At 66.9% G+C, this 25,646-nt stretch carries 26 protein-coding genes and 1 riboswitch; of the genes, 15 read left to right on the forward strand and 11 right to left on the reverse strand.

The genetic code is table 11. The features are described from left to right. Window positions 1-52: 52 nt before the first annotated feature. The 4 genes from AC3QLZ_RS10025 to AC3QLZ_RS10040 form a co-directional block, all read right to left on the reverse strand. On the reverse strand, window positions 53-1,357 hold the full coding sequence (locus AC3QLZ_RS10025; protein ID WP_014235741.1) for a branched-chain amino acid ABC transporter substrate-binding protein: 1,305 nt from the start codon (window positions 1,355-1,357) through the stop codon (window positions 53-55). Window positions 1,358-1,546: 189 nt separating this feature from the next. Then, a complete protein-coding gene (locus AC3QLZ_RS10030) occupies window positions 1,547-1,855 on the reverse strand; it encodes a c-type cytochrome (protein WP_014235742.1) in 309 nt (102 codons plus the stop codon). A gap of 50 nt (window positions 1,856-1,905) precedes the next feature. Beyond that, window positions 1,906-3,954: a thioredoxin domain-containing protein gene (locus tag AC3QLZ_RS10035; RefSeq protein ID WP_014235743.1), complete on the reverse strand. Its 2,049-nt coding sequence runs from the start codon at window positions 3,952-3,954 to the stop codon at window positions 1,906-1,908. 54 nt (window positions 3,955-4,008) lie between these two features. Then, window positions 4,009-4,914, reverse strand: coding sequence for a LysR family transcriptional regulator (locus AC3QLZ_RS10040; protein ID WP_014235744.1), 906 nt, complete (start codon window positions 4,912-4,914; stop codon window positions 4,009-4,011). Between the two features lie 105 nt (window positions 4,915-5,019). On the opposite strand from AC3QLZ_RS10040, the gene AC3QLZ_RS10045 reads away from it, so the two are divergent. The 5 genes from AC3QLZ_RS10045 (at window position 5,020) to AC3QLZ_RS10065 (ending at window position 9,145) form a co-directional block, all read left to right on the forward strand. After that, complete coding sequence (locus AC3QLZ_RS10045; protein WP_014235745.1) at window positions 5,020-5,931, forward strand: DMT family transporter; 912 nt, start codon at window positions 5,020-5,022, stop codon at window positions 5,929-5,931. A gap of 99 nt (window positions 5,932-6,030) precedes the next feature. Further along, the gene (locus AC3QLZ_RS10050; protein ID WP_014235746.1) at window positions 6,031-6,930 is read left to right on the forward strand and encodes a glutamate/aspartate ABC transporter substrate-binding protein; all 900 of its coding nucleotides are present in this window, start codon (window positions 6,031-6,033) and stop codon (window positions 6,928-6,930) included. Window positions 6,931-7,004: 74 nt separating this feature from the next. Further along, window positions 7,005-7,742, forward strand: coding sequence for an amino acid ABC transporter permease (locus AC3QLZ_RS10055; RefSeq protein WP_014235747.1), 738 nt, complete (start codon window positions 7,005-7,007; stop codon window positions 7,740-7,742). Between the two features lie 3 nt (window positions 7,743-7,745). After that, window positions 7,746-8,420 (forward strand): glutamate/aspartate ABC transporter permease GltK, encoded by a 675-nt coding sequence (gene gltK / locus AC3QLZ_RS10060; RefSeq protein ID WP_014235748.1) that lies wholly within the window; start codon window positions 7,746-7,748, stop codon window positions 8,418-8,420. Beyond that, complete coding sequence (locus AC3QLZ_RS10065) at window positions 8,417-9,145, forward strand: amino acid ABC transporter ATP-binding protein (RefSeq protein ID WP_014235749.1); 729 nt, start codon at window positions 8,417-8,419, stop codon at window positions 9,143-9,145. Before gltK ends, AC3QLZ_RS10065 begins: the two co-directional genes overlap by 4 nt. A 107-nt stretch (window positions 9,146-9,252) precedes the next feature. Here AC3QLZ_RS10065 and AC3QLZ_RS10070 read toward each other — a convergent pair whose 3' ends face one another. From AC3QLZ_RS10070 to metK, 7 genes are all read right to left on the reverse strand, one after another. Further along, the gene (locus AC3QLZ_RS10070) at window positions 9,253-9,474 is read right to left on the reverse strand and encodes an HP1242/YdcH family protein (RefSeq protein WP_014235750.1); all 222 of its coding nucleotides are present in this window, start codon (window positions 9,472-9,474) and stop codon (window positions 9,253-9,255) included. Window positions 9,475-9,656: 182 nt separating this feature from the next. After that, a complete protein-coding gene (gene metF, locus AC3QLZ_RS10075) occupies window positions 9,657-10,496 on the reverse strand; it encodes a methylenetetrahydrofolate reductase [NAD(P)H] (RefSeq protein ID WP_014235751.1) in 840 nt (279 codons plus the stop codon). Next, window positions 10,493-10,750 carry a S4 domain-containing protein gene (locus AC3QLZ_RS10080; protein WP_014235752.1) on the reverse strand — a complete coding sequence of 86 codons (258 nt, stop codon included), beginning with the start codon at window positions 10,748-10,750 and terminating at the stop codon, window positions 10,493-10,495. Before AC3QLZ_RS10080 ends, metF begins: the two co-directional genes overlap by 4 nt. Before the next feature lie 61 nt (window positions 10,751-10,811). Beyond that, a complete protein-coding gene (gene ahcY, locus AC3QLZ_RS10085; protein WP_014235753.1) occupies window positions 10,812-12,212 on the reverse strand; it encodes an adenosylhomocysteinase in 1,401 nt (466 codons plus the stop codon). 85 nt (window positions 12,213-12,297) lie between these two features. Next, window positions 12,298-12,387, reverse strand: a riboswitch (S-adenosyl-L-homocysteine riboswitch). A gap of 61 nt (window positions 12,388-12,448) precedes the next feature. Continuing rightward, window positions 12,449-13,678 carry a cyclic di-GMP phosphodiesterase gene (locus tag AC3QLZ_RS10090; protein WP_014235754.1) on the reverse strand — a complete coding sequence of 410 codons (1,230 nt, stop codon included), beginning with the start codon at window positions 13,676-13,678 and terminating at the stop codon, window positions 12,449-12,451. Window positions 13,679-13,785: 107 nt separating this feature from the next. Next, window positions 13,786-15,462 carry a fatty acid--CoA ligase gene (locus tag AC3QLZ_RS10095; protein ID WP_014235755.1) on the reverse strand — a complete coding sequence of 559 codons (1,677 nt, stop codon included), beginning with the start codon at window positions 15,460-15,462 and terminating at the stop codon, window positions 13,786-13,788. A 168-nt stretch (window positions 15,463-15,630) separates the two neighbouring features. Continuing rightward, window positions 15,631-16,794, reverse strand: coding sequence for a methionine adenosyltransferase (gene metK, locus AC3QLZ_RS10100; protein WP_014235756.1), 1,164 nt, complete (start codon window positions 16,792-16,794; stop codon window positions 15,631-15,633). Window positions 16,795-17,009: 215 nt separating this feature from the next. On the opposite strand from metK, the gene AC3QLZ_RS10105 reads away from it, so the two are divergent. The 10 genes from AC3QLZ_RS10105 (at window position 17,010) to AC3QLZ_RS10150 (ending at window position 25,622) form a co-directional block, all read left to right on the forward strand. Continuing rightward, window positions 17,010-17,900, forward strand: coding sequence for a lysophospholipid acyltransferase family protein (locus AC3QLZ_RS10105; protein WP_014235757.1), 891 nt, complete (start codon window positions 17,010-17,012; stop codon window positions 17,898-17,900). Continuing rightward, complete coding sequence (locus AC3QLZ_RS10110; RefSeq protein ID WP_014235758.1) at window positions 17,897-18,754, forward strand: LpxL/LpxP family acyltransferase; 858 nt, start codon at window positions 17,897-17,899, stop codon at window positions 18,752-18,754. The genes AC3QLZ_RS10105 and AC3QLZ_RS10110 overlap by 4 nt, the downstream gene beginning before the upstream one ends. Before the next feature lie 22 nt (window positions 18,755-18,776). Then, window positions 18,777-19,298, forward strand: coding sequence for a GNAT family N-acetyltransferase (locus AC3QLZ_RS10115; RefSeq protein ID WP_014235759.1), 522 nt, complete (start codon window positions 18,777-18,779; stop codon window positions 19,296-19,298). 19 nt (window positions 19,299-19,317) lie between these two features. Then, a complete protein-coding gene (dapF, locus tag AC3QLZ_RS10120; protein ID WP_014235760.1) occupies window positions 19,318-20,148 on the forward strand; it encodes a diaminopimelate epimerase in 831 nt (276 codons plus the stop codon). Next, window positions 20,145-20,825: a DUF484 family protein gene (locus tag AC3QLZ_RS10125; RefSeq protein WP_014235761.1), complete on the forward strand. Its 681-nt coding sequence runs from the start codon at window positions 20,145-20,147 to the stop codon at window positions 20,823-20,825. Before dapF ends, AC3QLZ_RS10125 begins: the two co-directional genes overlap by 4 nt. Before the next feature lie 14 nt (window positions 20,826-20,839). Beyond that, window positions 20,840-21,745 carry a tyrosine recombinase XerC gene (gene xerC, locus AC3QLZ_RS10130; protein ID WP_014235762.1) on the forward strand — a complete coding sequence of 302 codons (906 nt, stop codon included), beginning with the start codon at window positions 20,840-20,842 and terminating at the stop codon, window positions 21,743-21,745. 4 nt (window positions 21,746-21,749) lie between these two features. Further along, a complete protein-coding gene (locus tag AC3QLZ_RS10135; RefSeq protein ID WP_492783244.1) occupies window positions 21,750-22,880 on the forward strand; it encodes a VIT1/CCC1 transporter family protein in 1,131 nt (376 codons plus the stop codon). A gap of 108 nt (window positions 22,881-22,988) precedes the next feature. Then, on the forward strand, window positions 22,989-24,176 hold the full coding sequence (locus AC3QLZ_RS10140; RefSeq protein WP_014235764.1) for a class I SAM-dependent rRNA methyltransferase: 1,188 nt from the start codon (window positions 22,989-22,991) through the stop codon (window positions 24,174-24,176). Window positions 24,177-24,414: 238 nt separating this feature from the next. Further along, the gene (locus tag AC3QLZ_RS10145) at window positions 24,415-24,870 is read left to right on the forward strand and encodes a hypothetical protein (protein WP_014235765.1); all 456 of its coding nucleotides are present in this window, start codon (window positions 24,415-24,417) and stop codon (window positions 24,868-24,870) included. A 125-nt stretch (window positions 24,871-24,995) separates the two neighbouring features. Next, the gene (locus AC3QLZ_RS10150) at window positions 24,996-25,622 is read left to right on the forward strand and encodes a DUF2238 domain-containing protein (RefSeq protein ID WP_014235766.1); all 627 of its coding nucleotides are present in this window, start codon (window positions 24,996-24,998) and stop codon (window positions 25,620-25,622) included. Window positions 25,623-25,646: the final 24 nt, after the last annotated feature.

Consider the following 25,646-nt stretch of genomic DNA (forward strand, 5'->3'; position numbering starts at 1 on the left):
CAAACGGCGCCATAGGGCGCCGTTTGCAATGGGGAGGTTGGCTAGGAGCGGCTTACTTCTTCTCGCCAGCCGCAGCGGCAGGAGCGGAAGCGGAAGCGGGAGCCGCGGCGGCCGGTGCAGCCGCTGCCGGCGCTTCGGCAGGAGCCGCTGCCGGCGCCGCCTCGGGAGTGCCGCCCAGGGTTTCCACGTACTCGATCTTGCCGCCCTTGTACTCGTAGAAGGAAATGGCGCCGTCCTTCAGGTCGCCGAACTCGTCGAAGCCGATCTTGGCGGTGACGCCCTGGAAGCTGGTCTTGCCGATCTCCGGCAGGTACTTGGCCGGCTCCACGGAATTGGCCCGCTTCATGGCATCCACCAGGACCATGGTGGCGTCGTAGACATAGGGCGCGTAGAGCTGGATTTCGGTCTTGAACTTGCCGACGAACTTGTCCTTGAAGACGGTGCCGCCGGGCATCTTGTCCAGGGGCACGCCGGGCAGGGAGCAGTACTGGCCTTCGGCGGCGGCGCCGGCCAGGGTGATGAAGTTGGGCGTGCAGCCGCCGTCGCCGGTGAGGAACTTGGCCTTCAGCCCCAGCTCCTTCATCTGCTTGGCCATGGGGCCGCCCTGGGGATCCATGCCGCCGTAGAAGATCAGGTCCGGCTTCTTCGACTTGATCTTGGTCAGGATGGCCTTGAAGTCGGTGGCCTTGTCATTGGTGTACTCGCTGGCCACCACCTTGAGGCCGGCAGCTTCGGCGGCCTTCTTGAACTCGTCGGCCAGGCCCTGGCCGTAAGCAGTACGGTCGTCGATGATGGCAACGCTCTTGGCCGCCAGGGTCTTGGCGGCGAACTGGGCCAGGGCCTTGCCCTGCTGCTCGTCGTTGGCCATGACGCGGAAGGCGGTGGCAAAGCCCTGCTTGGTGTAGGTGGGGTTGGTGGCGGAGCCGGAAATCTGGGGAATGCCGGCATCGAAATAAATCTTGGAGGCCGGGATGGTGGTACCGGAGTTGAGGTGGCCGATGACGCCGTTAACCTTGGCGTCGACGAACTTCTGGGCCACGGTGGTGCCCTGCTTGGGGTCGGCCTGGTCGTCGTCGGAAATGAGTTCGAACTTGACCTTGGCACCGCCGATCTCCAGGCCCTTGGCGTTCAGTTCCTCGATGGCCAGGGTGGCGCCGTATTCGTTGTCCTTGCCGATGTGGGCCTGGGGGCCGGTGAGGGGAGAGGCATGGCCGATCTTGACGGTGATCTCGGGCTTGGCGGCAGGAGCTGCAGCCGGGGCGGCCTGGGGTGCGGGTTCTTCCTTGTTGCCGCAACCGATCAGGGAAATGGCGGCGGCCAGGGCCAGGATGGTGCCGGGAATGCTGTTCATGCGCATAACGGAAACTCCTCTCGGGCTTATAACGGATGACGGTGTTGGGGAACAAGATACAGCGAATGATTCTCAGGGCGCCCCCCGCCCTTGTCAATATGCAGGATACAAGGTCGGCGCGGGCCTCCGGACGGATTGCAGACAATAAAAAAGCCAACCCGGAGGTTGGCTTTTCGTCAGCGAGACCTTAACGGCTCACTTCAGGCTCAGGACCCAGTGAGCCAGCTTCTTGGCTTCGTCCGGGGTCACGTTGTTGGGGGGCATGGGCACGGTGCCCCAGGCGCCGCTGCCGCCCTTCTGGATCTTCTCGGCCAGCTTGCCTTCGGCAGCCTTGTCGCCGGCGTACTTCTTGGCCACGTCCTTGTAGGCGGGGCCCACCACCTTGGTGGCGATCTGGTGACAGGTCATGCAGTTCTTGGCCTTGGCCAGGGCTTCGTCAGCCTGGGCAGCGCCGTTGATCAGGAGGCCAGCGGCGGCCAGCAGGGACACGTAAATCGCTTTCATGCTCTCGCTCCGTAGTGAGAATGGTGAATATGCTGTGTAGCGCGGGGATGTTAATGCACTTTCAACGGTTTGGCCAACATGCCAAGCAGGGCTTCCAGGCCGTCGATGGGTGGCAAGCAAGTAACGCCGGCACAGACCCAGGCGTTGACACGTTCCGTCTCCGGTTTGCGCAAGGGGGGCGGCCGTTCGTCCCCGCCCGTAGGGGCCACGGCGAGCAGCCAGGGCGCCGGCAGGCGGCCGATTTCGTCCTGCCAGCGGGCCAGCTCCGCGGCCGGTCCCTGCAGCACGGCCAGGGCCGGGGGGCTCAGCTCGTCGCCGAGGACATTGAGCAGGCCCGGGTGGGCGCCGGGATGCTGGCGCAGGTCGGGCAGGAACAGGGCCAGGGCGCGGCGGGCGGCGGCGGCATAGCGGGGCTCGCCGCTAAGCAGGGCCAGGCGCCCCAGGGCAAAGGCGGCAACGCCGTTGCCCGACGGCGTCGCATGGTCCTCCACCGGCTTGGTGCGGTAAATCAGGGTCTCATGGTCGTGGGCGGTGAAGAAGAAGCCGCCTTCCTCCCGATCCTCGAAGTGCTGCAGCAGGGCGTCGGCCAGGGCCACGGCACAGCGGTAGTCGGCATCGCGCCAGCCGGCCTGGAGCAACTCCAGCATGGCCTCCAGGAGGAAGGCATGGTCGTCCAGATAGGCCGGCAGCCGGGCCCGGCCATCCTTCCAGGCGGCCAGCAGCCGCCCGTCCCGCCAGAGCTCACGCTGCAGGAAATCGGCCGCCCCGCAGGCCAGGCCCAGCCATTCGGGCCGGCCGAAGGCCCGGGCGGCCCGGGCCAGACCCTTGATGGCCAGGGCGTTGCAGCCGGTCAACACCTTGTCGTCCCGCCCTGGGCGGATGCGCTCGTTGCGGGCCGCCAGCAGAGTGTGCCGGGCCCCTTCCAGCTGCTGGCGCGCCTCGCCGGGCGTCAGGCGCAGGCGTTCGGCCACCTGCTCCAGGGGCTGCACCTGGCGCAGGTGCCATTCGGCATCCTCGAAATTGGGCGGACCATCCAGGCCCCAGTGGATGGAAGCCACATCCCATTGCTGGGGCGGCAGCAGGGCATGGACCTCCCGGGCGGTCCATAGGTAGAAGCGGCCTTCCTCGCCCTCGCTGTCCGCATCCAGGGCGGCGGCGAAGGCCCCGCCGGGCAGCGCCATTTCGTGCTGCAGCCAGGCGACGATGCCCTCGGCTGCCTGGCGGAACACCTGTTTGCGGCTCAGGGCCCAGGCTTCGGCGTAGAGGTGAAGCAGCTGGGCGTTGTCGTAGAGCATCTTCTCGAAGTGGGGAATGCTCCACTGGGCATCGACGCTGTAACGATAGAAGCCGCCGCCCAGGTGGTCGTGGATGCCGCCCTCGGCCATCCGTTCCAGGGTCGTCAGGGCCATGCCCCGGGCGTGGGGATCGCCGGTGGCGGCATGGCGGCGCAGGAGGAAGTCCAGGGCGGCAGGCCGGGGAAATTTGGGGGCGCCGCCAAAGCCGCCACGGCGCCGGTCGTAGTTGGTGTCCAGCTCCGCCACGGCCTGGGCCAGGGGGTCCGCATTGAACAGGGGCTCGCCCCGCACCGCCCGGGGCAGGGTGCTGCCGAAGGCCTCGCGCATGGTTCGGCCCTGCTCGGCAATCTCCGACTGCTTCTCGGTAAAGGCCCGGGCCACGCTGTGCAGCACTTCGACAAAGGCCGGCAGGCCGTGACGGGGTTCCCGCGGGAAATAGGTGCCGCCGAAGAAGGGCATGGCGTCCGGCGTCAGGAACATGGTCAGGGGCCAGCCGCCGGGGCGGCCGACCAGCATCTGGTGGGCGGTCTGGTAGACCTGGTCCAGGTCGGGGCGCTCCTCCCGGTCCACCTTGATGTTGATGAAGAGGCGGTTCATCTCCGCCGCCACGGTTGCATCGGCGAAGCACTCATGGGCCATGACATGGCACCAGTGGCAGGCCGAGTAGCCGATGGAGAGCAGGATCGGCCGGTTCTCCGCCCGGGCCCGGGCCAGCGCCTCTTCGCCCCAGGGATACCAGTCCACCGGGTTGTCGGCGTGCTGCAGCAGGTAGGGGGAGGTTTCTGCGGCGAGGCGGTTGGGCATGACGGGCAGTCGGCTAGAGAGGTTGTGTCTGGGACAGCATCCGGGGCGGGGGGTTCAGGCCTCGGCGCTTTTCGCCAGGGCATCCACCAGGGCGACGGCGAAGCCGGACAAGCTCGCCCGGTTGCGGACGCAGATCTGCAGGTCGCGCCGGGCCCAGGGCTCGGACAGTTCCAGTACCGTGGGCGGCCGTTCCCGGTCGGCGAAGACCAGGGCCGACCGGGGCACCAGGCCGATGCCGACGCCGGCTCCCACCATGCGCAGCACGGCGCCGAAACTGCGCACCTGGATGCGCACGTTGAGGTGGCGTCCCTGGGCCGCCGCCGCATTCATGGTGAAGGTGTGGATGGCGCTGCCGGCGTGGAGCATGACGAAAGGGTAGTCCAGCACGGCACCGAAACCCAGCCCGGCAGGCTCGTCGCGACGGGCTTCCAGGGGATGACCGGCGGGCACTACCAGCACCAGGCGGTCCTGGCGGTAGGGCAGCAGTTCCACCCCGGAGCTTTCCACATGGCCCGCCACCACCCCCACTTCCACTTCGCCGCCGGCCACGGCCAGGGCGATATGGGGGCTGGTGTGCTCCTCCAGGGTGACGCTGACCTGGGGATGGTCCCGCAGGAAACCGGCCAGGTCCATGGGCAGGAAGGTGTGGGTGGCGTGGGTATTGGCCCACAGGCTGACGTGGCCGCGGATGCCCTGGGCGTAGGGCGCCAGGTCGGCATGCATCTGCTCCAGCTGGGCAAACACTTCCCGGGCGTGGCGCAGCAGGGATTCGCCGGCCCGGGTCAGGGCCACGCCCCGGGCCTGGCGGGTGAGCAGGGGCGTGCCCAGGGCGTCCTCCAGCTGACGGATGCGGTGGCTGGCGGAGGAGGGCGCCAGATGGGCCTTCTCGGCGCCCCGGGTGAGGTTGCGCTCCTCCGCCACGGCCAGGAACAGTTTCAGGTCGACGAGATCGTAGCGCATGGAAGGTTTCGGCTTTGACGAAGGCTTGCTTGGGAGTTTACCAATTGTTCCAGCTTTGGCGGGGGCTGAAAATCCAAACACTTCGTCTTGCCCGAATCGAAATCCATGCCCTGGAAACACTGGAACTCCGACCGCATCGGCGTCGCCCTGGCCGTCCTGGCGGCGTTCGGCTTCTCCTTCAAGGCCATCTTCGTCAAGCTGGCCTATGCTGCCGCCCCGGTGGATGCCGTCACCCTGCTCTCCCTGCGCATGGTCTTTTCCCTGCCCGCCTTCCTCTGGATCGGCTTCACCGCCGGCAATGCCATCCCCCTGACGCGGCGCGACTGGGGCACCCTGGTGGTGCTCGGCGTCCTCGGCTACTACGCCTCCAGCATGCTCGACTTCCTCGGCCTGCAGTACATCTCGGCCGGCCTGGAACGGCTGATCCTGTTCACCTATCCGACCCTGACCGTGCTCATCGGCGTGCTGTTCATGGGCCAGTCCCTGGAGAAGCGCCAGGTGGGCGCCCTGCTGCTGTCCTACGCCGGCATCGGCCTGGCCTTCGCCCACGACCTGCAACTGGGCGGCGACGTCGCCACCCTGCTCACCGGTGCCGCCTTCGTCTTCGGCTCGGCCCTCACCTACGCCATCTACAGCGCCGGGGCCGAACCGGCCATCCGCCGCCTCGGCTCGGCCCGCTTCGCCGCCCTGGCCATGCTGGTATCCACCACCGCCACCCAGCTGCACTTCTTCGCCACCCAGCCCCTCTCCGCCCTGGTGCAACCCCTGCCCATCTATCTCTACGGCGCCGCCATGGCCCTTTTCTCCACGGTGCTGCCCATCCTCTGGCAATCCGCCGCCATCCGCCGCATCGGTGCCGCCCGGTCGGTGCTGATCGGCACTCTGGGGCCCGTCCTCACCATCTTCTTCAGCTGGTGGCTGCTGCAGGAGCCCGTCTCCGCCGCCCAGCTGGCCGGCGCCGGCCTGGTCCTGGCCGGCGTCCTGCTGGTCAGCCGCAGCAAGCGCAAGCCCGCCTAGGCCTGGCCTAGGGGAAACTCCTCTGGTCAGACGGGCCGCCTTGTGCTGCAATCGGCGCTGTGCCCCTGCGGTCCAACCCACCCCTGCAAGGAGATGCCCATGCGCAAGACCCTGACCCTGGCAGCCGCTGCCGTCATTGGTTCCGCCCTCTGTGCCGCCCCGGTGCTGGCCCAGGAATCCCCCACCCTGAAGAAGATCAAGGACACCGGCTCCATCACCCTGGGCCATCGGGAATCCTCCATCCCCTTTTCCTACTATGACGACAAGCAGCAGGTCATCGGCTATTCCCACGAAATGATGTTGAAGGCGGTGGACGCCATCAAGGCCGAACTGAAGCTGGCCAAGCTGGACGTCAAGCTGATGCCGGTCACCTCGGCCAACCGCATCACCCTGTTGCAGAACGGCACGGTGGACATGGAGTGCGGCTCCACCACCAACAACCTGGAACGGCAGAAGCAGGTCGGTTTCTCCACCAGCATCTTCGTCATCGGCACCCGCCTCATGGCCAAGAAGGACGCCGGCGTGAAGGACTTCCCCGACCTCGCCGGCAAGAACGTGGTAACCACCGCCGGCACCACTTCCGAACGCCTCATCCGCAAGATGAACGAGGAAAAGCAGATGAAGATGAACATCATCTCGGCCAAGGACCACGGCGAATCCTTCCTCACCCTGGAAAGCGGCCGCGCCGTCGCCTTCATGATGGACGACGCCCTGCTCTACGGCGAAATGGCCAAGGCCAAGCGTCCGGGCGACTGGGTCGTGGTCGGCACCGCCCAGTCCAAGGAAGCCTACGGCTGCATGCTGCGCAAGGACGATGCCGGCTTCAAAAAGGTGGTGGATGCGGCCCTGACCAAGGCCATGACCTCCGGCGAGGCGGAGAAGATCTACAACAAGTGGTTCATGAACCCCATTCCGCCCAAGGGGCTCAACCTCAACATGCCGCTTTCCGACGACATGAAGGCCCTCTACAAGGCTCCCAACGACAAGGCCTACGAGTAAGCCGGGTCTGATCGGCAAGGCGGAAGGGCGATGCCCCTCCGCCTCCTTCTCCCTCTTCCCGTCGGGGTTCCATCATGAACTACAACTGGAACTGGTCGGTCTTCCTCACCCCTGTCCCCTCGGGGGAAACGACCTACCTGGGCTGGCTGTTCACCGGCCTGCAATGGACCGTCGCCCTGTCCCTTTCCGCCTGGGTCATCGCCCTGGTGGTGGGCTCCATCGTCGGCGTCCTGCGCACCGTGCCCAACCGCTGGCTGTCCGGCTTCGCCGCGGTGTACGTCGAGTGTTTCCGCAACGTGCCTCTCCTGGTGCAGCTGTTCTCCTGGTATTTCGTCCTGCCCGAACTGCTGCCCCCGGCCCTGGGCAACGCCTACAAGCAATCCGACCCGCTGCTGCAGCAGTTTCTCGCCGCCATGCTCTGCCTGGGCCTGTTCACTGCCGCCCGCGTCGCCGAGCAGGTGCGTGCCGGCATCGAATCCCTGCCCCGGGGCCAGAGGAACGCCGGCCTGGCCATGGGCTTCACCCTGGCCCAGGTGTATCGCCACGTGCTGCTGCCCATGGCCTTCCGCATCATCGTGCCGCCCCTGACCTCCGAATTCCTCAACATCTTCAAGAACTCGGCCGTGGCCACCACCATCGGCCTCATCGAACTGTCGCGCCAGGCCCAGCAACTGGTGGACTACACGGCCCAGCCCTACGAAGCCTTCATCGCCGTAACCCTGCTCTACGTCTGCATCAACGTCACCGTGATGTTCCTCATGCGCCGCCTGGAAGAAAAAGTCCGGGTCCCAGGCTTTATCGGAGGCAAGTGAGCCATGTACGAATTTGACTGGAGCTCCATTCCCGGCGCCCTGCCCCTGCTCGGCAAGGGCCTGCTGGTGACCCTGGAAGTGACCCTCACCGCCATCGTCGTCGGCATCGGCTGGGGCACCCTGCTCGCGGTGGCCCGGCTGTCCAGCAACAGACTGCTGTCCTTCCTTGCCGCCGGCTACGTGAACCTGTTCCGCTCAGTACCCCTGGTGATGGTCATCCTGTGGTTCTACCTGATCGTGCCCCAGGCCCTGAAGGGCCTCTTCGGCCAGGATATCGGCGATATCCGCCTGGTCTCCGCCCTGGTGGCCTTCGCCCTGTTCGAGGCCGCCTACTATTCGGAAATCATCCGGGCCGGCATCCAGAGCGTGCCCAAGGGGCAGGTCGCCGCCGGTCTGGCCCTGGGCCTGACGCCGGGCCAGACCATGCGCCTGGTGGTGCTGCCCCAGGCCTTCCGCAACATGATTCCGTTGCTCCTGACCCAGGCCATCATCCTCTTCCAGGACACCTCCCTGGTTTACGTGATCGGCCTCTCGGACTTCTTCGGCACCGCCTACAAGGTCGGCGACCGAGACGGCAGACTGGTGGAACTGCTGCTCTTCGCCGGCGCCGCCTACTTTGTCATCTGCTTCACCGTCTCCCGCCTGGTGAAGCACCTGCAAGCGAGGTTCATCAAATGATCGAGATCAAGAACGTTTCCAAGTGGTACGGCCAGTTCCAGGTGCTGACCGATTGCACCACCGAGGTGAAGAAGGGCGAGGTGGTGGTGGTCTGCGGCCCCTCGGGTTCGGGCAAGTCCACCCTGATCAAGTGCGTCAATGGACTGGAACCCTTCCAGCAGGGCGACATTGTGGTGAATGGCACTTCCGTCGGCGATCCCAGGACCAACCTCTCCAAGCTGCGTTCCCACGTCGGCATGGTGTTCCAGCACTTCGAGCTGTTTCCCCACATGACCATCACCGACAACCTGACCATCGCCCAGGTCAAGGTGCTGGGCCGCAGCAGGGAGGAGGCCACGGACAAGGGCCTCAAGCTGCTCGACCGGGTGGGCCTCAAGGCCCATGCGCACAAGCATCCGGGCCAGCTTTCCGGCGGCCAGCAGCAGCGGGTGGCCATCGCCCGGGCCCTGGCCATGGACCCCATCTGCATGCTCTTCGACGAACCCACCTCGGCCCTGGACCCGGAAATGATCAACGAGGTGCTGGATGTGATGGTGGAACTGGCCCAGGAAGGCATGACCATGATGTGCGTCACCCACGAAATGGGTTTTGCCCGCAAGGTGGCCCACCGGGTGATCTTCATGGACCAGGGCCGCATCGTCGAGGATGCGGCCAAGGACGACTTTTTCGGCAAGCCCCACTCGGAGCGGGCCCAGCAGTTCCTGGCCAAGATCCTGCAGCACTAGGCTGTCGCGACGGCCAGGCCGCGCGCCCGCCCGCACCAAACAAAAACGCCCGCTGCAGCAGCGGGCGTTTTCATTGCCGGATGGCCCCGGCGGGGCCGGAGAGAAGCTCAGACCGTGGCGCTGGCCTTCTTCAGCACGGCGTAAATCTCGTCCTTCAGCGCCAGCTTTTCCTTCTTCAGGGCTTCGATTTGCTCCGGGGAGCCGGATTCGATGCGGGACTCCATGTTCTTGACCTTCTGGTCGATCTCGTTGTGCTTCTGGAAGAGATTCTGGAAGTGGCGGTCGCTGGTCTTGAGTTGGGAAATCAGGTCGCGGTATTCAGGAAACATGATGACGCTCCACACTGGGTTGTTATGTAAATCGACAGTTCCATTGTACGAGCCTCGCCGCCAGAACAAAACCTCCATGGCCGTCTCCGCGCCGGCAAAGAAAAACCCCCGGCCGCCACGGCGCGGGGGTTGCCCCTGACCTTTGCACAGCGCCCCCGGGGGGTACGCCGCCAGCGGCCGGCTCAGCGGTTGCCGAGCCCCAGACGCTGCCAGATCTCACTGGTCAGGCCGGACTGGTTCATGGAATAGAAATGCAGCCCCGGGGCGCCGCCGGCCAGCAGCTTCTGGCACAGCTCGGTGACCACATCCAGGCCGAAGGCCTTGATGGAATCGGCATCGTCGCCGAAGCCTTCGAACTTCTTGCGCATCCAGCGGGGGATTTCGGCGCCGCAGGCATCGGAGAAGCGGGCCAGCTTGGCAAAGCTGGCAATGGGCATGATCCCCGGGACGATGGGGATGGTCACCCCGGCGGCCCGCACCGCATCCACGAAATGGAAGTAGGCGTCGGCGTTGTAGAAGTACTGGGTGATGGCGGAATTGGCTCCCGCATTGACCTTGCGCACGAAAGCCTGCAGGTCGTCGTCGGCGCTACGGGCCTGGGGATGCCATTCCGGATAGGCAGCCACTTCGATATGGAAGTGATCGCCGGTCTCGGCCCGGATGAACTCCACCAGCTCGTTGGCGTAGCGGAATTCGCCCGGGTCGGCCATGCCGGAGGGCAGGTCGCCGCGCAGGGCCACCACGCGACGGATGCCCTCGCCCTGGAACTCGGCCAGGATGCCGCGGATGGACTCCCGGGAGGAGCCGATGCAGGACAGGTGGGGCGCCGCATCCAGGCCGGCGGCGACGATTTCGCGCACGGTGGAGAAGGTACGCTCCCGGGTGGAACCGCCCGCGCCGTAGGTGACGGAGAAGAAGGCCGGCTTCAGGGCCGCCAGCTTGTCCCGCACCAGGCGCAGCTTCTCCACGCCTTCCGCCGTCTGGGGCGGAAAGAATTCGATACTGAACGTCTTGTCGTTCATGGCGTCTGCCTTTCCTCCAGCAACTGCAGCCGGGTACCGGGCGGCAATTCCTGGGAAGCTTTGGTGATGAGGCCGACGGGTCCCCGGACCCAGCCCTGACTGATCAGGTCCCGGGCCAGGGCGCGGGAGGCGGCCAGGCCCTGTTCCACCAGCAGCACATCGGCGCGCACGCCCTTGCGGACGTGGGGCACCGCCTCCTGGCGCACCTTGGGTGGCGGACGGGAACTGCGGCTGTGGAACGAGTTCATGGACATGGCGGGTCCCGACCCATCGTCTGCAGGCCGCCTCCGGCAAGGGAGACGGCCCGGCTACGGCTTAGTAGCGGTAGTGGTCGGCCTTGTAGGGGCCTTGCACGGGCACGCCGATGTAGTCGGCCTGCTGCTGGGTGAGGGTGGTCAGCTGCACGTTGAGGGTCTTCAGCTGCAGGCGGGCCACCTTCTCGTCCAGGTGCTTGGGCAGGGTGTAGACACCCACCGGGTAATCGGCAGTCTTGGTGAACAGCTCGATCTGGGCGATGGTCTGGTTGGCGAAGGAGGAGCTCATCACGTAGCTGGGGTGGCCGGTGGCGCAGCCCAGGTTCACCAGGCGGCCCTTGGCCAGCAGGATGATGCGCTTGCCGTCGGGGAAGATGACGTGATCGACCTGGGGCTTGATCTCTTCCCACTGGTACTGTTCCAGGGAAGCGACGTCGATTTCGTTGTCGAAGTGGCCGATGTTGCAGACGATGGCGTTGTTCTTCATCTTCACCATGTGGTCATGGGTGATGACGTGGAAGTTGCCGGTGGTGGTGACGAAGATGTCGGCCTTGTCGGCAGCGTATTCCATGGTGACGACGCGGTAGCCTTCCATGGCGGCCTGCAGGGCGCAGATCGGGTCGATCTCGGTGACCCAGACCTGGGCGGAGAGGGCGCGCAGGGCCTGGGCGGAACCCTTGCCCACGTCGCCGTAGCCGCAGACCACGGCGATCTTGCCGGCCACCATGACGTCGGTGGCGCGCTTGATGCCGTCCACCAGGGATTCGCGGCAACCGTAGAGGTTGTCGAACTTGGACTTGGTGACGGAATCGTTCACGTTGATGGCGGGGAACTTGAGGTCGCCGCGGGCATGCATCTGGTACAGGCGGTGCACGCCGGTGGTGGTCTCTTCGGTAACGCCCTTGATCTTTTCCAGACGCACGGAGTACCAGGTGGGGTCCTGGGCCAGCTTGGCCTTGATGGCGGCGAAGAGGATGGTCTCTTCTTCGGAACCGGGCTTGGCCAGGACGGAAATGTCCTTCTCGGCCTTGGCGCCCAGGTGCAGCAGCAGGGTGGCATCGCCGCCGTCGTCCAGGATCATGTTGGAATAGCCACCGTCGGCCCATTCGAAGATGCGGTGGGTGTAGTCCCAGTACTCGGTCAGGGTCTCGCCCTTGACGGCGAAGACGGGGATGCCGGCAGCGGCGATGGCGGCAGCGGCGTGATCCTGGGTGGAGAAGATGTTGCAGGAAGCCCAGCGCACTTCGGCACCGAGGGCCACCAGGGTCTCGATCAGCACCGCGGTCTGGATGGTCATGTGCAGGGAGCCGGTGATGCGAGCGCCCTTCAGGGGCTGGCTCTTGGCGTACTCCTCGCGGATGGCCATGAGACCGGGCATTTCGGTCTCGGCAATCTTGATTTCCTTGCGGCCCCAGGCGGACAGGCCCAGGTCGGCGATCACGTAATCTTTGAATTCAGCCACAGCAGTGCTCCTTAAGAACTGTGGCCGGGGAGGGGAGGGAGTGCGATAGCAGGGCTCACCTGGCCCCCTGCGCCCGGCAGGGTTGTAAAGGTGAGCGCCGTTGAAACTGGTCTCCCCTGGCGGGGCAGACATCCGAGCCTGGGACCTTGCCGGCCTCGCAGCGCTCCTCGGAAGTGGCGGATTATAGACGGAAATACCGGTCGGGGAAATTCCCCGGCCGCCCCCCCGCACCGGGCTCAGGCCGCCGCCGTGCTCCAGATTTCGTCCACGTTGCGGATGCCCCACTTGGCCGGGTCCTCCCGGCCGGCGATCTTGTCGTGCACGCCGGGACGGGACAGGTCCAGCAACTCCGGCGCAATATGGGCATTGGACTTGGTGGAAAAGAAGACCTTGACCCGGGGCGCCAGCAGGGACTTCTCGCTCTGCTCCACCACCACCCCCAGCCGCCCCGATTCGAGGCGGACGAAGGAGCCGATGGGGTAGATGCCCAGGCTCTTGACGAAGGCCTGGAAGACCCGGGGATCGAAATGCCCGTCGGCCCACTCGGCCATCTTCTTGATCGATTCGGCCGGGTCCCAGCCGGCCTTGTAGGGGCGGTTGGAGGTAATGGCGTCATAGACGTCGCAGACCGCCCCCATCTTGGCCAGCAGGCTGATCTCGTCACCCTTGAGGCCCTTGGGGTAGCCGCCGCCGTTCATCTTTTCGTGGTGGTGCAGGCAGACGTCCAGCGCCTCCGGCGGCACCCCCTTGCCTTCCAGCAAGACCTTGTGCCCTTCGGCGGGGTGGGTCTTGATGACCGCAAATTCTTCGTCGGTCAGCTTGCCCGGCTTGTTGAGGATTTCGGCCGGGATGAAGGCCTTGCCCATGTCGTGCAGCAGGCCGGACAGGCCCGCCAGACGGGTCTGCTGCTCGTCCAGGCCGAGCTGGCGTGCCAGGGCCACCATCAGGGCGCAGACGGCGACCGAGTGCATGTAGGTGTAATCGTCGGCCGTCTTCAGGCGGGCCAGGCTGATCAGGGCGCCGGGATTACGGGCCACGGAATCGGCGATCTCCTCCACCAACACCTGGGCCTGCTCCGCATCCACGGCCTTGCCCATGCGGGCCTCCTGGAACATGGACACCACGGCCTTCTTGGCGCTGTTGCAGATTTTCGCCGCCCGCTGCATCTCCACCGCGGTGCTGGTGCGCTCCAGGGAACGGGTGGCCTGGGCCTCCCGCACCTGTTCCTCGGCCACCAGGGCCTCGGACTCGGTCTCGCTGATGGCCACCTCGCCGGCTTCCACGTCCAGCCCCTTGCCGGCATCGATCCAGACTTCGGTGATACAGCTGGCGCGAATGGCGCGGATGTCCTCCGGGTCCTTCAGGACGAAGGAGTTGCGCCAGAACGGATGATCGATCCAGGCGCCACAGAAGGATTTGAGATACATGCCGACACGCAGTTGTTCGACATGGATTTTCTTGAGCATGGGGGACAGGCAGGAGGCGGCAAACCTCCATTTTATGCCCAGGGGAAGGCGAATTGCGGAAATTCCCCCCGCCCCTGGGAATCACCCCAGGGCCGGGGACGGAGGAACTAGGGCTGGGCAGCCTTGGCGGCCTCCAGGTTTTCCCGCATGAAACGCTTGTTGATTTTGCCGATGCTGGTACGGGCCAAGGTCTTGACGAAGGAAACCTGCATCAGCACCCCGTAGCGGGAGACTCCCAGGGTTTCCGCCAAGTGGGCGGCATGGTTGCGGATGGCGTGCTCGGTGACCTGGCCTTCCATTTCCGGCTTCAGTACCACCAGGGCCAGAGGCCTCTCGCCCCACTTCTCGTCCTTGACCCCGATCACCGCCACCTCGTGCACCGCCGGATGCTGGCCGATGATGTCCTCCAGCTGCAGGGAAGAGGTCCACTCGCCACCGGTCTTGATCACGTCCTTGATGCGGTCGGTGATCTGGATGGAGCCGTTGGCGTCGATGTTGCCGATGTCGGCGGTGTGCAGGTAGCCCCCACCCCACAGCTCTTCGGCCGCCGCCGGATCCTTCAGGTAGCCCTGGGTCAGCCAGGGGGAGCGCACCACCAGTTCGCCGACGGCCTGACCGTCGTGGGGCTGGGGCCGCATTTCCGGATCGACGATGCGCAGGTCCACCAGGGGCAGGGGCAGGCCGGTACGGGCGCGCAGGGCGGCCTGCTCGGCCAGGGGGGCCTGCAGCTTGGCCGTGGGCAAGTGGGCCACGGACAGGATGGGACAGGTCTCCGACATGCCGTAGCCGGTGAAGACGTCGATCCCCTTTTCCAGGGCCGCCACCGCCATGGCCTGGGGCAGGGCGGAGCCCCCGATCATGACCTTCCAGCCGGACAGGTCCGTCTCCCTGGCCAGGGCGTGGTTGAGCAGCATGTGCAGGATGGTGGGCACGCAGTGGGAGAAGGTGACCCGCTCCCGGGCCTTCAATCGCAACAGCACCTCGGGCTGGTAACGTCCCGGGTAGACCTGCTTCAGGCCCAGCATGGTGGCCACGTAGGGCAGGCCCCAGGCATGCACGTGGAACATGGGGGTGATGGGCATGTACACATCGTCCCGGTGCAGGCGGCCCTGTACCGGCGCGGTGCCGAGGCCGGTGGCCGCGCCCATGGTGTGCATCACCAGTTGCCGGTGGCTGAAATAGACACCCTTGGGCAGGCCCGTGGTGCCGGTGGTGTAGAAGGTGGTGGCCTTGGCGTTCTCGTCGAAGTCGGGGAAGTCGTAATCGGTGGCGGCAGCGGCCAGCAGCTCTTCGTACTCCCCGGCGAAGGAGACGGGGGCCTGCATCTTCTCCGGATTCTCATGGTCGCCGTGGATCAGGACGAAGGTCTTGACGCTCTCCAGGCGCTCCGCCATGGCCTGCAGCAAAGGAAAGAACTCGCTGTTCACCAGCACCACGTCGGCCCGGGCATGGTTCAGGGTGTACAGCATCTGCTCCGCCGTCAGGCGCACATTCACCGTCTGCAGCACGGCGCCCATCATGGGCACGGCGAAGAAGCATTCCAGATAGCGGTGGCTGTCCCAGTCCATCATGGCCACCGTATGGCCGGGCTCCACCCCCAGGGCCGCCAGGGCGTTGGCCAGGCGGCCGATGCGCTGCTGCAGGGTGCGGTAGGTGTAGCGGACGCTGTCCCGGTAGACGATTTCCTGGTCCGGCGCATGGGCCAGGGGGGTGTGCAGCAGATGCTTGATCAGCAGCGGGTAGGAATAGGCGGACGGAGTGGTCTCGATGAGTTGGACCGGCATGGCGTTCTCCCTCGTTTTTATTTATGTCGGTACGGCTGTGTTCTCAAGGGGGATGTTACAGGAGGGTGACAGGCACCGTAAGGCGCGGCCCGCGCCGCCCCCCGATCTGCGGGCAATAAAAAAGCCCGCCCCCGGCAGGGGACGGGCCTGTGACGACTGCGGCCGGGCTTAGAGGCCGGCGTCGCTCTTCAACAGGGCGGCGCGGTCGGTGGCTTCCCAGGTGAATTCCGGCTCGTCGCGGCCGAAGTGGCCGTAGGCGGCGGTCTTCTCGTAGATGGGACGCAGCAGGTCGAGCATGTTCACGATGCCCTTGGGACGCAGGTCGAAGTGCTTGCGCACCAGGGCGGTCAGGGTCTCGTTGCTCACCTTGCCGGTGCCGAAGGTCTCCACCATGATGGAGGTGGGCTCGGCCACGCCGATGGCGTAGGAGACCTGCACCAGGCACTTGCTGGCCAGGCCGGCGGCGACGATGTTCTTGGCCACGTAGCGGCCGGCGTAGGCGGCGGAACGGTCCACCTTGGAGGGATCCTTGCCGGAGAAGGCGCCGCCGCCGTGGGGCGCGGCACCGCCGTAGGTGTCCACGATGATCTTGCGGCCGGTGAGGCCGCAGTCGCCCTGGGGACCGCCGACGACGAAGCGGCCGGTGGGGTTCACCAGGTACTTGATGTCGCCCTTGATCAGTTCCTTGGGCAGCACCGGCTTGATGATTTCCTCGATGGTGGCTTCCCGGATGGCTTCCAGGCTCATGTCCGGGGCGTGCTGGGTGGACAGCACCACAGTGTCGATGGAGTCGGGCTTGCCGTCCACGTAGCGGATGGTGACCTGGGACTTGGCATCGGGACGCAGCCAGGGCAGGCGGCCGTCCTTGCGCAGCAGGGCCTGGCGCTCCACCAGACGGTGGGAGAGGAAAATCGGCAGGGGCATCAGGGACGGGGTTTCGTCACAGGCGTAGCCGAACATCAGGCCCTGGTCGCCGGCGCCCTGGCCCAGGTTGTCGTCGTAGGCCTTGTTCACACCCTGGGCAATGTCCGGGCTCTGCTTGTCGTAGGCCACCAGCACGGCGCAGCCTTTGTAGTCGATGCCGTATTCGGTGTTGTCGTAGCCGATGCGCTTGATGGTGTCCCGGGCCACCTGGATGTAATCCACGTTGGCATTGGTGGTAATCTCGCCCGCCAGAACCACCAGACCGGTGTTGCAAAGGGTCTCGGCGGCGACGCGGGAATGCTTGTCCTGGGCCAGGATGGCGTCCAGGATGGCATCGGAGATCTGGTCGGCGACCTTGTCGGGATGGCCTTCGGAAACGGATTCCGAGGTAAAGAAGTATTCAGCCATATGTACTGCTCCTAAAGAATTCCCCGTATTACTTGACCGGCGCGACCGGCTCCGGGGGAGAGCAGGCGACGCTTTAGCAGTATTTGTGAACCGCCCTGCAAGTTGTCCTGATTAACTCGGCGGCCGATAATTCTATTTTTTCGCCGGCCCCGGGTCAAACCCGTCGCTCCCGGCAATTTGAGCGCCATCAAAAATACGTTCCGCGAGCCCACCCCTTGAGCCTTCTCTTCCGCCTCCTCGCCTGCCTCCCTCTGGCCTGGCTCCACGCCCTGGGCGCCCTGCTCGGGCGCCTGGTGTACCGCCTGTCCGCCACCTACCGCTCCCACCTGCAGCAAAATCTGGCCCTGGCCTACCCGGCCGACGCCGCCACGGACCTGATCCCGGCCATTGCCCGGGAGGCGGGCAAGGGCGTCCTGGAACTGCCCAAGGTCTGGCTGCGCCCCCTGGAGGAAGTGGCGGCCAGGGTGGTGCAGGTGAGCGGCTGGGAGCTGGTGGAGGCGGCCTGGGCGGAGGACGAAGGCATCATCTTCCTCACTCCCCATCTGGGCTGCTTCGAGATCACCGCCCAGTACTATGCCCGCCAGGCGGTCCGGGCCCGGCCAGCAGCCCCCATCACCGTGCTCTTCCGCCCGCCCAAGCTGGAGTGGCTGGGCCGCATCATCGCCGCCGGCCGGGCCCGGGGCGAGCACCTGAAGCTGGCCCCGGCCGACCTTTCCGGCGTACGGGCCCTGATCCGGGCCCTGAAGCGCAAGGAGGCGGTGGGCCTGTTGCCGGACCAGGCCCCCAGTGCCGGCGAAGGCAAATGGCTGCCCTTCTTCGGCCGCCCCGCCTACACCATGACCCTGGCGGCCCGCCTTTCGGAAGCCGGCGGCCGGGTGATCTTCGCCTACGGCGAGCGCCTGCCCCACGGCCGCGGCTACCACCTGCACCTGCAGGCGCCGACCCAGCCCCTGACGGGCGACACGGTGGCCCGGGCGGCCCAGATCAACCGGGAGCTGGAAACCCTGATCCGCCAGTGCCCGAGCCAGTACCTGTGGGGCTACAACCGCTACAAGCGCCCCCGGGGCGCCGAACCGGCGCCGACAGCAGCGGAGGACTGCCGGTGACCCGCCTCGCCCTGGCCCTGCTCTGGCTCTGCCACTTCCTGCCCCTGCCCCTGCTGCGGGCCCTGGGCGCCGCCTTCGGCTACCTGCTGTACCTGCTCGGCGCCGAACGGCGGCGGGTCACCCACACCAACCTGGCCCTGTGCTTTCCCGAACTTGGCGAAGGGGATCGCCGGCGGCTGGCCCGGCGCCATTTTGTCGCCTTCGGCCAGTCCTTCCTGGACCGGGCCCTGCTCTGGCACGCCTCCCCGGCCCGGCTGCAACACCTGATCCAGGTTGAAGGCTGGGACAACCTGCCCCGGGACGGCGCCCCCACCCTGGTCCTGACGCCCCATTTCCTCGGCCTGGATGCGGGCTGGAGCGCCCTGACCCGGGACCGTCCCATGCTTTCGGTCTATTCCCAGCAGAAGAACCCCCACTTCAACGCCGCCCTCTACGCCGGCCGCATGCGTTTCAACACGCCCAACCTGCTCTCCCGCCAGGACGGCATGCGCAAAGTGGTGAAGGCCCTGGCCGAAGGGCGGCCCTTCTACTACCTGCCGGACATGGACTTCGGCCCCCGGGACGCCATCTTCGTGCCCTTCTTCGGCATCCCCGCCGCCACCATCACCGGCGTCGCCCGCCTCGCCGCCCTGGGCAAGGCCCGGGTGGTGCCCTGCATCGCCGAGATGACACCCCGCGGCTACCGGGTGCGCCTGCTGCCGGCCTGGGAACATTACCCCAGCGGCGACGTCACAGCCGATACCCGCCGCGTCAATGCCTTCATCGAGTCGGAGGTACGGCGCATCCCGGAGCAGTACTACTGGGTACACAAGCGCTTCAAGACCCGGCCCCCAGGCGAAGCCCGTTTCTACTGAGCAGCACCGCGAAAGACCCGCCATGCCCTCCTCCGCACCGTCCATCCCCCTGATCCGCCCCGTCGCCCGGGAAGAGGTGGGCGCCATCGCCCAACTGGCCCGCACGGTCTGGCAGCTTGCCTACCGGGACATCATCAGCCAGGCCCAGATCGACTACATGCTGGGCCAGCGCTACGGCGCACCCCGCCTGCTGGAAGAGCTGGCCCGCCCCGACATCTGGTGGGACCAGGCCTTCGTCGGCGCCCGCCGCCTCGGCTTCGCCGCCACCCAGGCCACCGCCACCCCGGCCGAATTCAAGCTGGACAAGCTCTACGTCCATCCCGAGGCCCAGCGCCAGGGCGTCGGCAGCGCCCTGTTGCAGCACGTGGCCCAACGCTGCCGGTCCCGGGGCGGCAAGCACCTGATCCTGGCGGTGAACAAGAACAACGCCCAGGCCATCGCCGCCTACCGCAAGAACGGCTTCGAAGTACGGGAGTCGGTCTGCGTCGAGATCGGCAACGGCTTTGTCATGGATGACTTTATAATGGCCCGGTCCCTCGCTTGAAAGCACGCAGGCCAACGCCATGAAACTCGAATTCACCAAGATGCACGGACTGGGCAACGACTTCGTCGTGCTCGACGGCGTGCGCCAGAACATCACCCTCACCCCGGCCCAGCTGCGCTTCCTCGCCGACCGCAACTTCGGCGTCGGCTGCGACCAGATCCTGCTGGTGGAAAAGCCCGGCCAGGCCGGCGTCGATTTCCGTTACCGCATCTTCAATGCCGACGGCAGCGAAGTGGAGCAGTGCGGCAACGGCGCCCGCTGTTTCGTCCGCTTCGTGCACGAACAGGGCCTCACCGACAAGCGGGAAATCAAGGTGGAAACCAAGTCGGGCATCATCAGCCCCCGCCTGGAGGCCGACGGCAACGTTACCGTGGACATGGGCAAGCCCGTCTTCGCACCGGACCGCATCCCCTTCGTTTCCCCCACCGACGCGGTGATCCAGCCCCTGCAGGTGGGCGACCAGGAGGTGGCCATCACCGCCGTCTCCATGGGCAATCCCCACGCCGTGCAGGTGGTGGAAGACGTGGATACGGCGCCGGTGGCCATCCAGGGCCCCATGATCGAATCCCACCCGCGCTTTCCCCAGCGGGTCAATGCCGGCTTCCTGCAGGTGGTAGACCGGCACAGCGTGCGCCTGCGGGTCTACGAGCGGGGCGCCGGCGAGACCCTGGCCTGCGGCACCGGCGCCTGCGCCGCCGTGGTGGCCGGCATCAGCCGCGACCTGCTGGATTCCCCGGTGCGCGTCAGCACCCGGGGCGGCGAACTGAGCATTGCCTGGAACGGCCCCGGCACCCCGGTGCACATGACCGGCCCGGCCGTCACCGTCTTTAGCGGAGAAATCGAACTGTGAGCGACATCCAAACCCCGCGCCTCTCCGGCGCCGACGTGGCCGAATACCTGGAACACAACCCCCAGTTCTTCGAAGAGCACGCCGACCTCATTTCCCGGCTGGTGATTCCCCACCCCCACGGGGGCCGGGCCATCTCCATCACCGAGCGGCAGATGCTCACCCTGCGCGACAAGAACAAGGCCCTGGAAGGCAAGATGGCCGAACTGCTCGGCTTCGGCGAAGCCAACGATGCCATCAGTGAAAAGATGCACCGGCTGGCGGTGGCCCTGGTGGCCGCCACCACCTTCCAGGCGGTGATCCACATCCTGGATTTCCACCTCAAGGAAGACTTCGCCATCCCCCACGTGGCCCTGCGCCTGTGGGACCAGCCGGAAGGCGTGGGCGAGCTGCCCGAGTTCGCCGCCGTCTCCGAGGAACTGCAGGTCTTCGCCGAAACCCTAGGCCGGCCCTACTGCGGCTCCACCTCCGGCTTCGAGACTTCCACCTGGTTCGGCGACACCTCCGCCCACATCCGTTCCCAGGCCCTGGTGGCCCTGCGCAACGGCGGCGGCACCTTCGGCATGATCGCCATGGGCAGCGAGAGCATGGACCGCTTCTACGCCGACATGGGCACCCTCTACCTGGAACGGCTGGGCGAGATCGTCTCCGCCGCCATCGGCCGGGCCCTGCGCCACTAGGCAAGGCGGGCTCCATGGACGGCCACAGCCTCGCCGGAGCCTTCCTCGACGAACTGGCGACCCAGCGTCGCCAGTCGCCCCACACCGTCAGCAACTACCGCCGGGACCTGGGCAAGCTCCTGGCCCTGGCCGCCGAACTGCCGGGCAGCCCGGGCCTGGGCGAACTGCAGTCCCACCACATCCGCCGCTTCGTCGGCCTGCTCCACGGCCGCGGCCTGGCGGGCCGATCCCTGGCCCGCAGCCTGTCGGCCTGGCGTGTCTTCTACCGCTGGCTCGGCCGCCACGGCCACGCCGGCCACAATCCCTGCGAAGGGGTGCGGCCGCCCAAGAGCCCCAAGGCCCTGCCCCGCACCCTGTCGCCGGACGAGACGGCCCGCCTGCTGGAAACCTCCATCGATCCGGACGATCCCCAGGAGCTACGGGACCAGGCCATGTTCGAGCTGTTCTATTCCTCCGGCCTGCGCCTGGCGGAACTGGCCGAGCTGGATGTGGATGCCCTGACCGACATCGGCGGCGGCGAAGTCCGGGTCCACGGCAAGCGGGACAAGGAGCGGGTAGTGCCCGTCGGCAGCAAGGCGCGGCAGGCCCTGGCCGCCTGGATGGCACGGCGGCCCGAGCTGGCCCGGCCGGAGGAGAAGGCCCTCTTCGTCGGCGCCCGGGGCCGGCGCATCGCCCACGGCATCATCCAGCAGCGCCTCTCCCGCCGGGCCCTGCTGGCCGGCCTGCCCAGCCACGTGCATCCCCACATGCTGCGCCACTCCTTTGCCAGCCACGTGCTGCAGTCCTCCGGCGACCTGCGGGCGGTGCAGGAGATGCTCGGCCATGCCAGCATCGCCTCGACCCAGGTCTATACCCACCTGGATTTCCAGCACCTGGCCCAGGTATACGACACCGCCCATCCCCGGGCCAAGCGCAAGTAAGGCCATGGCCAAGCCCGATCCACGCCAGGACCTGAGCCGCTACCGGCGCAACCAGCAGGGCGAGGTGGACAGCGCCGCCCTCTACCAGGCCATGGCCGAGGCGGAAACCAAGCCGGAACTGGCCGCCATCTACCGCCGCCTGGCCGCCGCCGAGGCGGCCCATGCCCAGTTCTGGCAACGCCGCCAGGAGCGGGCCGGGCAGCCGGCCCCGAACCTGGGTCCCACCTGGCGCGCCCGCATCCTCATCTGGCTGGCCCGGCACCTGGGAGCCGCCAGCGTCCTGCCCACCGTGGCGGCCCGGGAAAGCCTGGACCAGACCAGCTACGACGACCAGCGGGAATCCCGCCACACCGACCTGCCGGCCCAGGAGCGGGCCCACGCCCGCCTGCTCTTCCGCCTCACCTCCATGGGCAACGGCGGCCGCTGGGACGGCGGCGCCTATGCCCGCCTGGAAGGGCGCCACGGCGCCGGCGGCGGCAATGCCCTGCGGGCCGCCGTGCTTGGTGCCAACGACGGCCTCGTCTCCACCCTCAGCCTGGTCATGGGGGTGGCCGGCGCCCAGTTCTCCAATACGGCCATGCTCGCCACCGGCCTGGCCGGCATGCTGGCCGGCGCCTGCTCCATGGCCATGGGCGAATGGATCTCGGTGCAGAGCAGCCGGGAAATGTACGCCCACCAGATCGCCGCCGAAGCGGAGGAGCTGGCCGAAGTGCCGGCGGAGGAGCAGGCCGAGCTGGCCCTCATCTACCAGGCCAAGGGCTTCACCGCCGAGGAGGCCGCCGCCATTGCCGCCCGGGTCATCCAGAACCAGGAGACGGCCCTCGACACCCTGACCCGGGAAGAACTGGGCATCAACCCGGACGACCTGGGGGGCTCGGCCGGCACTGCCGCCCTGGCTTCCTTCGCCGTGTTCCTGGTGGGCGCCCTCATTCCCATCCTGCCCCTGCTGTTCCTCCAGGGCAGGGCCGCCGTCATGGGCAGCGCCGTGGCCAGCGCCCTCGGGCTGTTCCTCATCGGCGCCGCCATTTCCATTTTCACCGGCCGCCATCCGGGCCGGGCCGGCATGCGCCAGCTGCTCATCGGCATGGCCGCCGCGGCCGTCACCTACGGCGCCGGCTCCGCCGTCGAGGCCTGACTGGCCGCCTGACCGCCCCTATCGGCGCGGGCCGTGGCGCCGTACGGCATCGCCCGGTACACTGCGCACCTTTGCCGCCGCCGCGGCGCCGCTTTGCAAGGTCTGCCCATGTCCCAGCTCATCCTCTTCCCCGGCAAGGAACGCTCCCTGCTGCGCCGCCATCCCTGGATCTTTGCCGGCTCCGTCGGCCGGCTCAAGGGCAAGGCCCGGCCCGGCGACACGGTGGAGGTGCTGGCCGACGACGGCAAGTTCCTGGCCCGGGCCGCCTACAGCCCCGATTCCCAGATCCGGGCCCGGGTGTGGACCTTCAATGAAAACGAGACCATCGACGACGTCTTCTTCAAGCGCCGCATCGCCGAGGCCGTGGCCCGGCGCCGCAACCTGCCGGAGTTGAAGAACGAGGAAGGCGTGCGCCTGCTGCACGGCGAATCCGACGGCCTGCCCGGGGTCGTCTGCGACCAGTACGGCGACACCCTCTCCCTGCAGCTGACCTCGGCCGGCGGCGAGAAGTGGCGCAAGGCCATCGTCAATGCCCTGGTCCAGGCCACCGGCTGCGCCCGCATCTACGAGCGCTCCGATTCGGACGTACGCCGCCTCGAAGGCCTGGAGCCGGTCACCGGCTGGCTCCACGGCGAGGCCCCGGCCGGCGATCTCTCCATCATGGAGAACGGCGTGCGCCTGCTGGTGGATGTGGTGGGCGGCCACAAGACCGGCTTCTACCTGGACCAGCGGGAAAACCGCCTGCTCACCGGCGCCCTGGCGGCGGGCAAGAGCGTGCTCAACTGCTTCTGCTACACCGGCGGCTTTTCCCTCCAGGCCCTGGCCGGCGGGGCCGCCTCCGTGCTCTCCATCGACTCCTCCGGCCCGGCCCTGGAGACGGCCAAACGCAACGTGACCCTCAATCCCCAGCTGGATGCCGCCCGGGCCGAATGGTGGGAAGCCGACGTATTCACCGCCCTGCGCGAGCTGCGCAAGGCCGAGCGCAAGTTCGACCTGATCGTGCTCGACCCGCCCAAGTTCGCCCCTTCCGCCGCCCACGCCGACCGGGCAGCCCGGGCCTACAAGGACATCAACCTGCTGGGCTTTCGCCTGCTCAATCCGGGCGGCCTGCTGTTCACCTACTCCTGCTCCGGCGGCATCGGCAACGAGCTGTTCCAGAAGATCATCGCCGGCGCCGCCCTCGACGCCGGCGTGGATGCCCGCATCCTGCGCCACCTGGCGGCCGGTCCGGACCATCCCATCGCCCTGGCGGTGCCGGAAGGCGAATACCTCAAGGGCCTGCTCTGCCAGGTGTGACCCGCGGCGCCTCGCCACGGCTGCCGCTGCAATAGCACCGGCAATATTCCGTCGACATATTTTCATTCCCGGCCTATGCTGCATGGGCAGTCGGCGCGGCCGCCCATCGATGTCGTAATACATTGGTAATAAAGCACTTTCCAACAAGACCGCCCGCCGCCTGCAACGCACGGCATCGGGCGGCATGGCGGCTGCCGCGACCGATATCCATCCTCTGCCGCCACTGAAGGAGTGCATCATGGCTATTCTGAGTTTCAACGGCCGGGTCAATATCGCGGTCCGCATCGTCACCGAACAGTACCCCGCCGCCAAGCTGTACGAAGCCGACGGCATCGCCTCCAAGGGCCCCACCACAGACCCGGCCCAGATCGACCAGCTGCGGGTGGTGTTCCAGAATTCCAACAACACCACGGTCATCATCAAGTCCACCGGCTACGGCGAATTCGGCGCCCCCGTGCTCATTCCCGAACCCTGGCTGGAGGACGTGGTGATCCAGTGGCCGGTGCCCATGGACCTGCCCGAAGCCAACAAGCTGAAGGAGCAGGCCGGCTTCACCCAGGCCTACGGCGCCGTGACCCTGCGCAATCCCCTGGGCCCCAAGCTGGGCAATCCCTACTTCATTTTCGGTGGCAACCCGAGCCAGCCCTACGTCTTCGTGGACGTGGTCACCGGCCAGGTGCACCAGGGCCGCTGATCCTCCGGCGGCGTTCCAGGGCCGGCGCCTCCCGCAGGAGGGCCGGCCTTTTCCATCCGGAACAGGCTAGTCAGGGAGTGGCGAAAGGCACTACAGTGCCCGGACCCGCGCTTATCTTGACCGCCATGACCTCATCCCGCACCGCCCTGTTGCTGCTCCTGGCCGCCGCCACCCTGGCCCTGCTCGGTCTCACCGGCTACCGCCCCTATGACCGGGCCACCTGGCTGCTGGAGGTGCTGCCGGTGCTGATCGCCCTGCCCCTGCTGGCCCTGACCTGGCGCCGCTATCCCCTGACCACCCTGCTGTATGTCTGCATCTTCATCCACGGGGTGATCCTCATGGTGGGTGGCATGTACACCTATGCCCGGGTGCCCGTGGGCTTCCAGGTGGCCGAATGGCTGCACCTGCAGCGCAATCCCTACGACAAGCTGGGCCACCTCTTCCAGGGCTTCGCCCCGGCCCTGATCGCCCGGGAAATACTGCTGCGGGGCGCCTACGTGCGGGGACGCAAAATGCTGTTCTTCCTCGTCACCTGCGTCGTTCTGGCCATCAGCGCCACCTATGAACTGCTGGAATGGTGGACCGCCCTGGCCTTCGGCCAGGGGGCGGACGACTTCCTCGGCACCCAGGGCGATCCCTGGGACACCCAGTCGGACATGTTCTGCGCCCTGCTCGGGGCTCTCCTGGCCCAGCTGGGACTGGCCCGCTGGCAGGATCGGCAGATCGCCGCCCTGCCCCGTCCGAAAGCCTGAGGGGCGAAAAAAAAGCGCGGATCG

The organism is Azospira sp. MPR-LB4, from assembly GCF_058809525.1.

Excerpts from the sequence above, each read along its gene's own strand:
- metF (WP_014235751.1), bottom strand. The coding sequence starts at position 10,496 with ATGAACGACAAGACGTTCAGTATCGAATTCTTTCCGCCCCAGACGGCG.
- AC3QLZ_RS10115 (WP_014235759.1), top strand. The coding sequence starts at position 18,777 with ATGCCCTCCTCCGCACCGTCCATCCCCCTGATCCGCCCCGTCGCCCGG.
- dapF (WP_014235760.1), top strand. The coding sequence starts at position 19,318 with ATGAAACTCGAATTCACCAAGATGCACGGACTGGGCAACGACTTCGTC.
- AC3QLZ_RS10050 (WP_014235746.1), top strand. The coding sequence starts at position 6,031 with ATGCGCAAGACCCTGACCCTGGCAGCCGCTGCCGTCATTGGTTCCGCC.
- AC3QLZ_RS10090 (WP_014235754.1), bottom strand. The coding sequence starts at position 13,678 with ATGCTCAAGAAAATCCATGTCGAACAACTGCGTGTCGGCATGTATCTC.
- gltK (WP_014235748.1), top strand. The coding sequence starts at position 7,746 with ATGTACGAATTTGACTGGAGCTCCATTCCCGGCGCCCTGCCCCTGCTC.
- AC3QLZ_RS10035 (WP_014235743.1), bottom strand. The coding sequence starts at position 3,954 with ATGCCCAACCGCCTCGCCGCAGAAACCTCCCCCTACCTGCTGCAGCAC.
- AC3QLZ_RS10080 (WP_014235752.1), bottom strand. The coding sequence starts at position 10,750 with ATGTCCATGAACTCGTTCCACAGCCGCAGTTCCCGTCCGCCACCCAAG.
- AC3QLZ_RS10150 (WP_014235766.1), top strand. The coding sequence starts at position 24,996 with ATGACCTCATCCCGCACCGCCCTGTTGCTGCTCCTGGCCGCCGCCACC.
- AC3QLZ_RS10040 (WP_014235744.1), bottom strand. The coding sequence starts at position 4,914 with ATGCGCTACGATCTCGTCGACCTGAAACTGTTCCTGGCCGTGGCGGAG.
- AC3QLZ_RS10045 (WP_014235745.1), top strand. The coding sequence starts at position 5,020 with ATGCCCTGGAAACACTGGAACTCCGACCGCATCGGCGTCGCCCTGGCC.
- AC3QLZ_RS10030 (WP_014235742.1), bottom strand. The coding sequence starts at position 1,855 with ATGAAAGCGATTTACGTGTCCCTGCTGGCCGCCGCTGGCCTCCTGATC.
- AC3QLZ_RS10140 (WP_014235764.1), top strand. The coding sequence starts at position 22,989 with ATGTCCCAGCTCATCCTCTTCCCCGGCAAGGAACGCTCCCTGCTGCGC.
- AC3QLZ_RS10055 (WP_014235747.1), top strand. The coding sequence starts at position 7,005 with ATGAACTACAACTGGAACTGGTCGGTCTTCCTCACCCCTGTCCCCTCG.
- AC3QLZ_RS10095 (WP_014235755.1), bottom strand. The coding sequence starts at position 15,462 with ATGCCGGTCCAACTCATCGAGACCACTCCGTCCGCCTATTCCTACCCG.
- xerC (WP_014235762.1), top strand. The coding sequence starts at position 20,840 with ATGGACGGCCACAGCCTCGCCGGAGCCTTCCTCGACGAACTGGCGACC.
- AC3QLZ_RS10025 (WP_014235741.1), bottom strand. The coding sequence starts at position 1,357 with ATGCGCATGAACAGCATTCCCGGCACCATCCTGGCCCTGGCCGCCGCC.
- AC3QLZ_RS10065 (WP_014235749.1), top strand. The coding sequence starts at position 8,417 with ATGATCGAGATCAAGAACGTTTCCAAGTGGTACGGCCAGTTCCAGGTG.
- AC3QLZ_RS10135 (WP_492783244.1), top strand. The coding sequence starts at position 21,750 with ATGGCCAAGCCCGATCCACGCCAGGACCTGAGCCGCTACCGGCGCAAC.
- metK (WP_014235756.1), bottom strand. The coding sequence starts at position 16,794 with ATGGCTGAATACTTCTTTACCTCGGAATCCGTTTCCGAAGGCCATCCC.
- AC3QLZ_RS10070 (WP_014235750.1), bottom strand. The coding sequence starts at position 9,474 with ATGTTTCCTGAATACCGCGACCTGATTTCCCAACTCAAGACCAGCGAC.
- AC3QLZ_RS10145 (WP_014235765.1), top strand. The coding sequence starts at position 24,415 with ATGGCTATTCTGAGTTTCAACGGCCGGGTCAATATCGCGGTCCGCATC.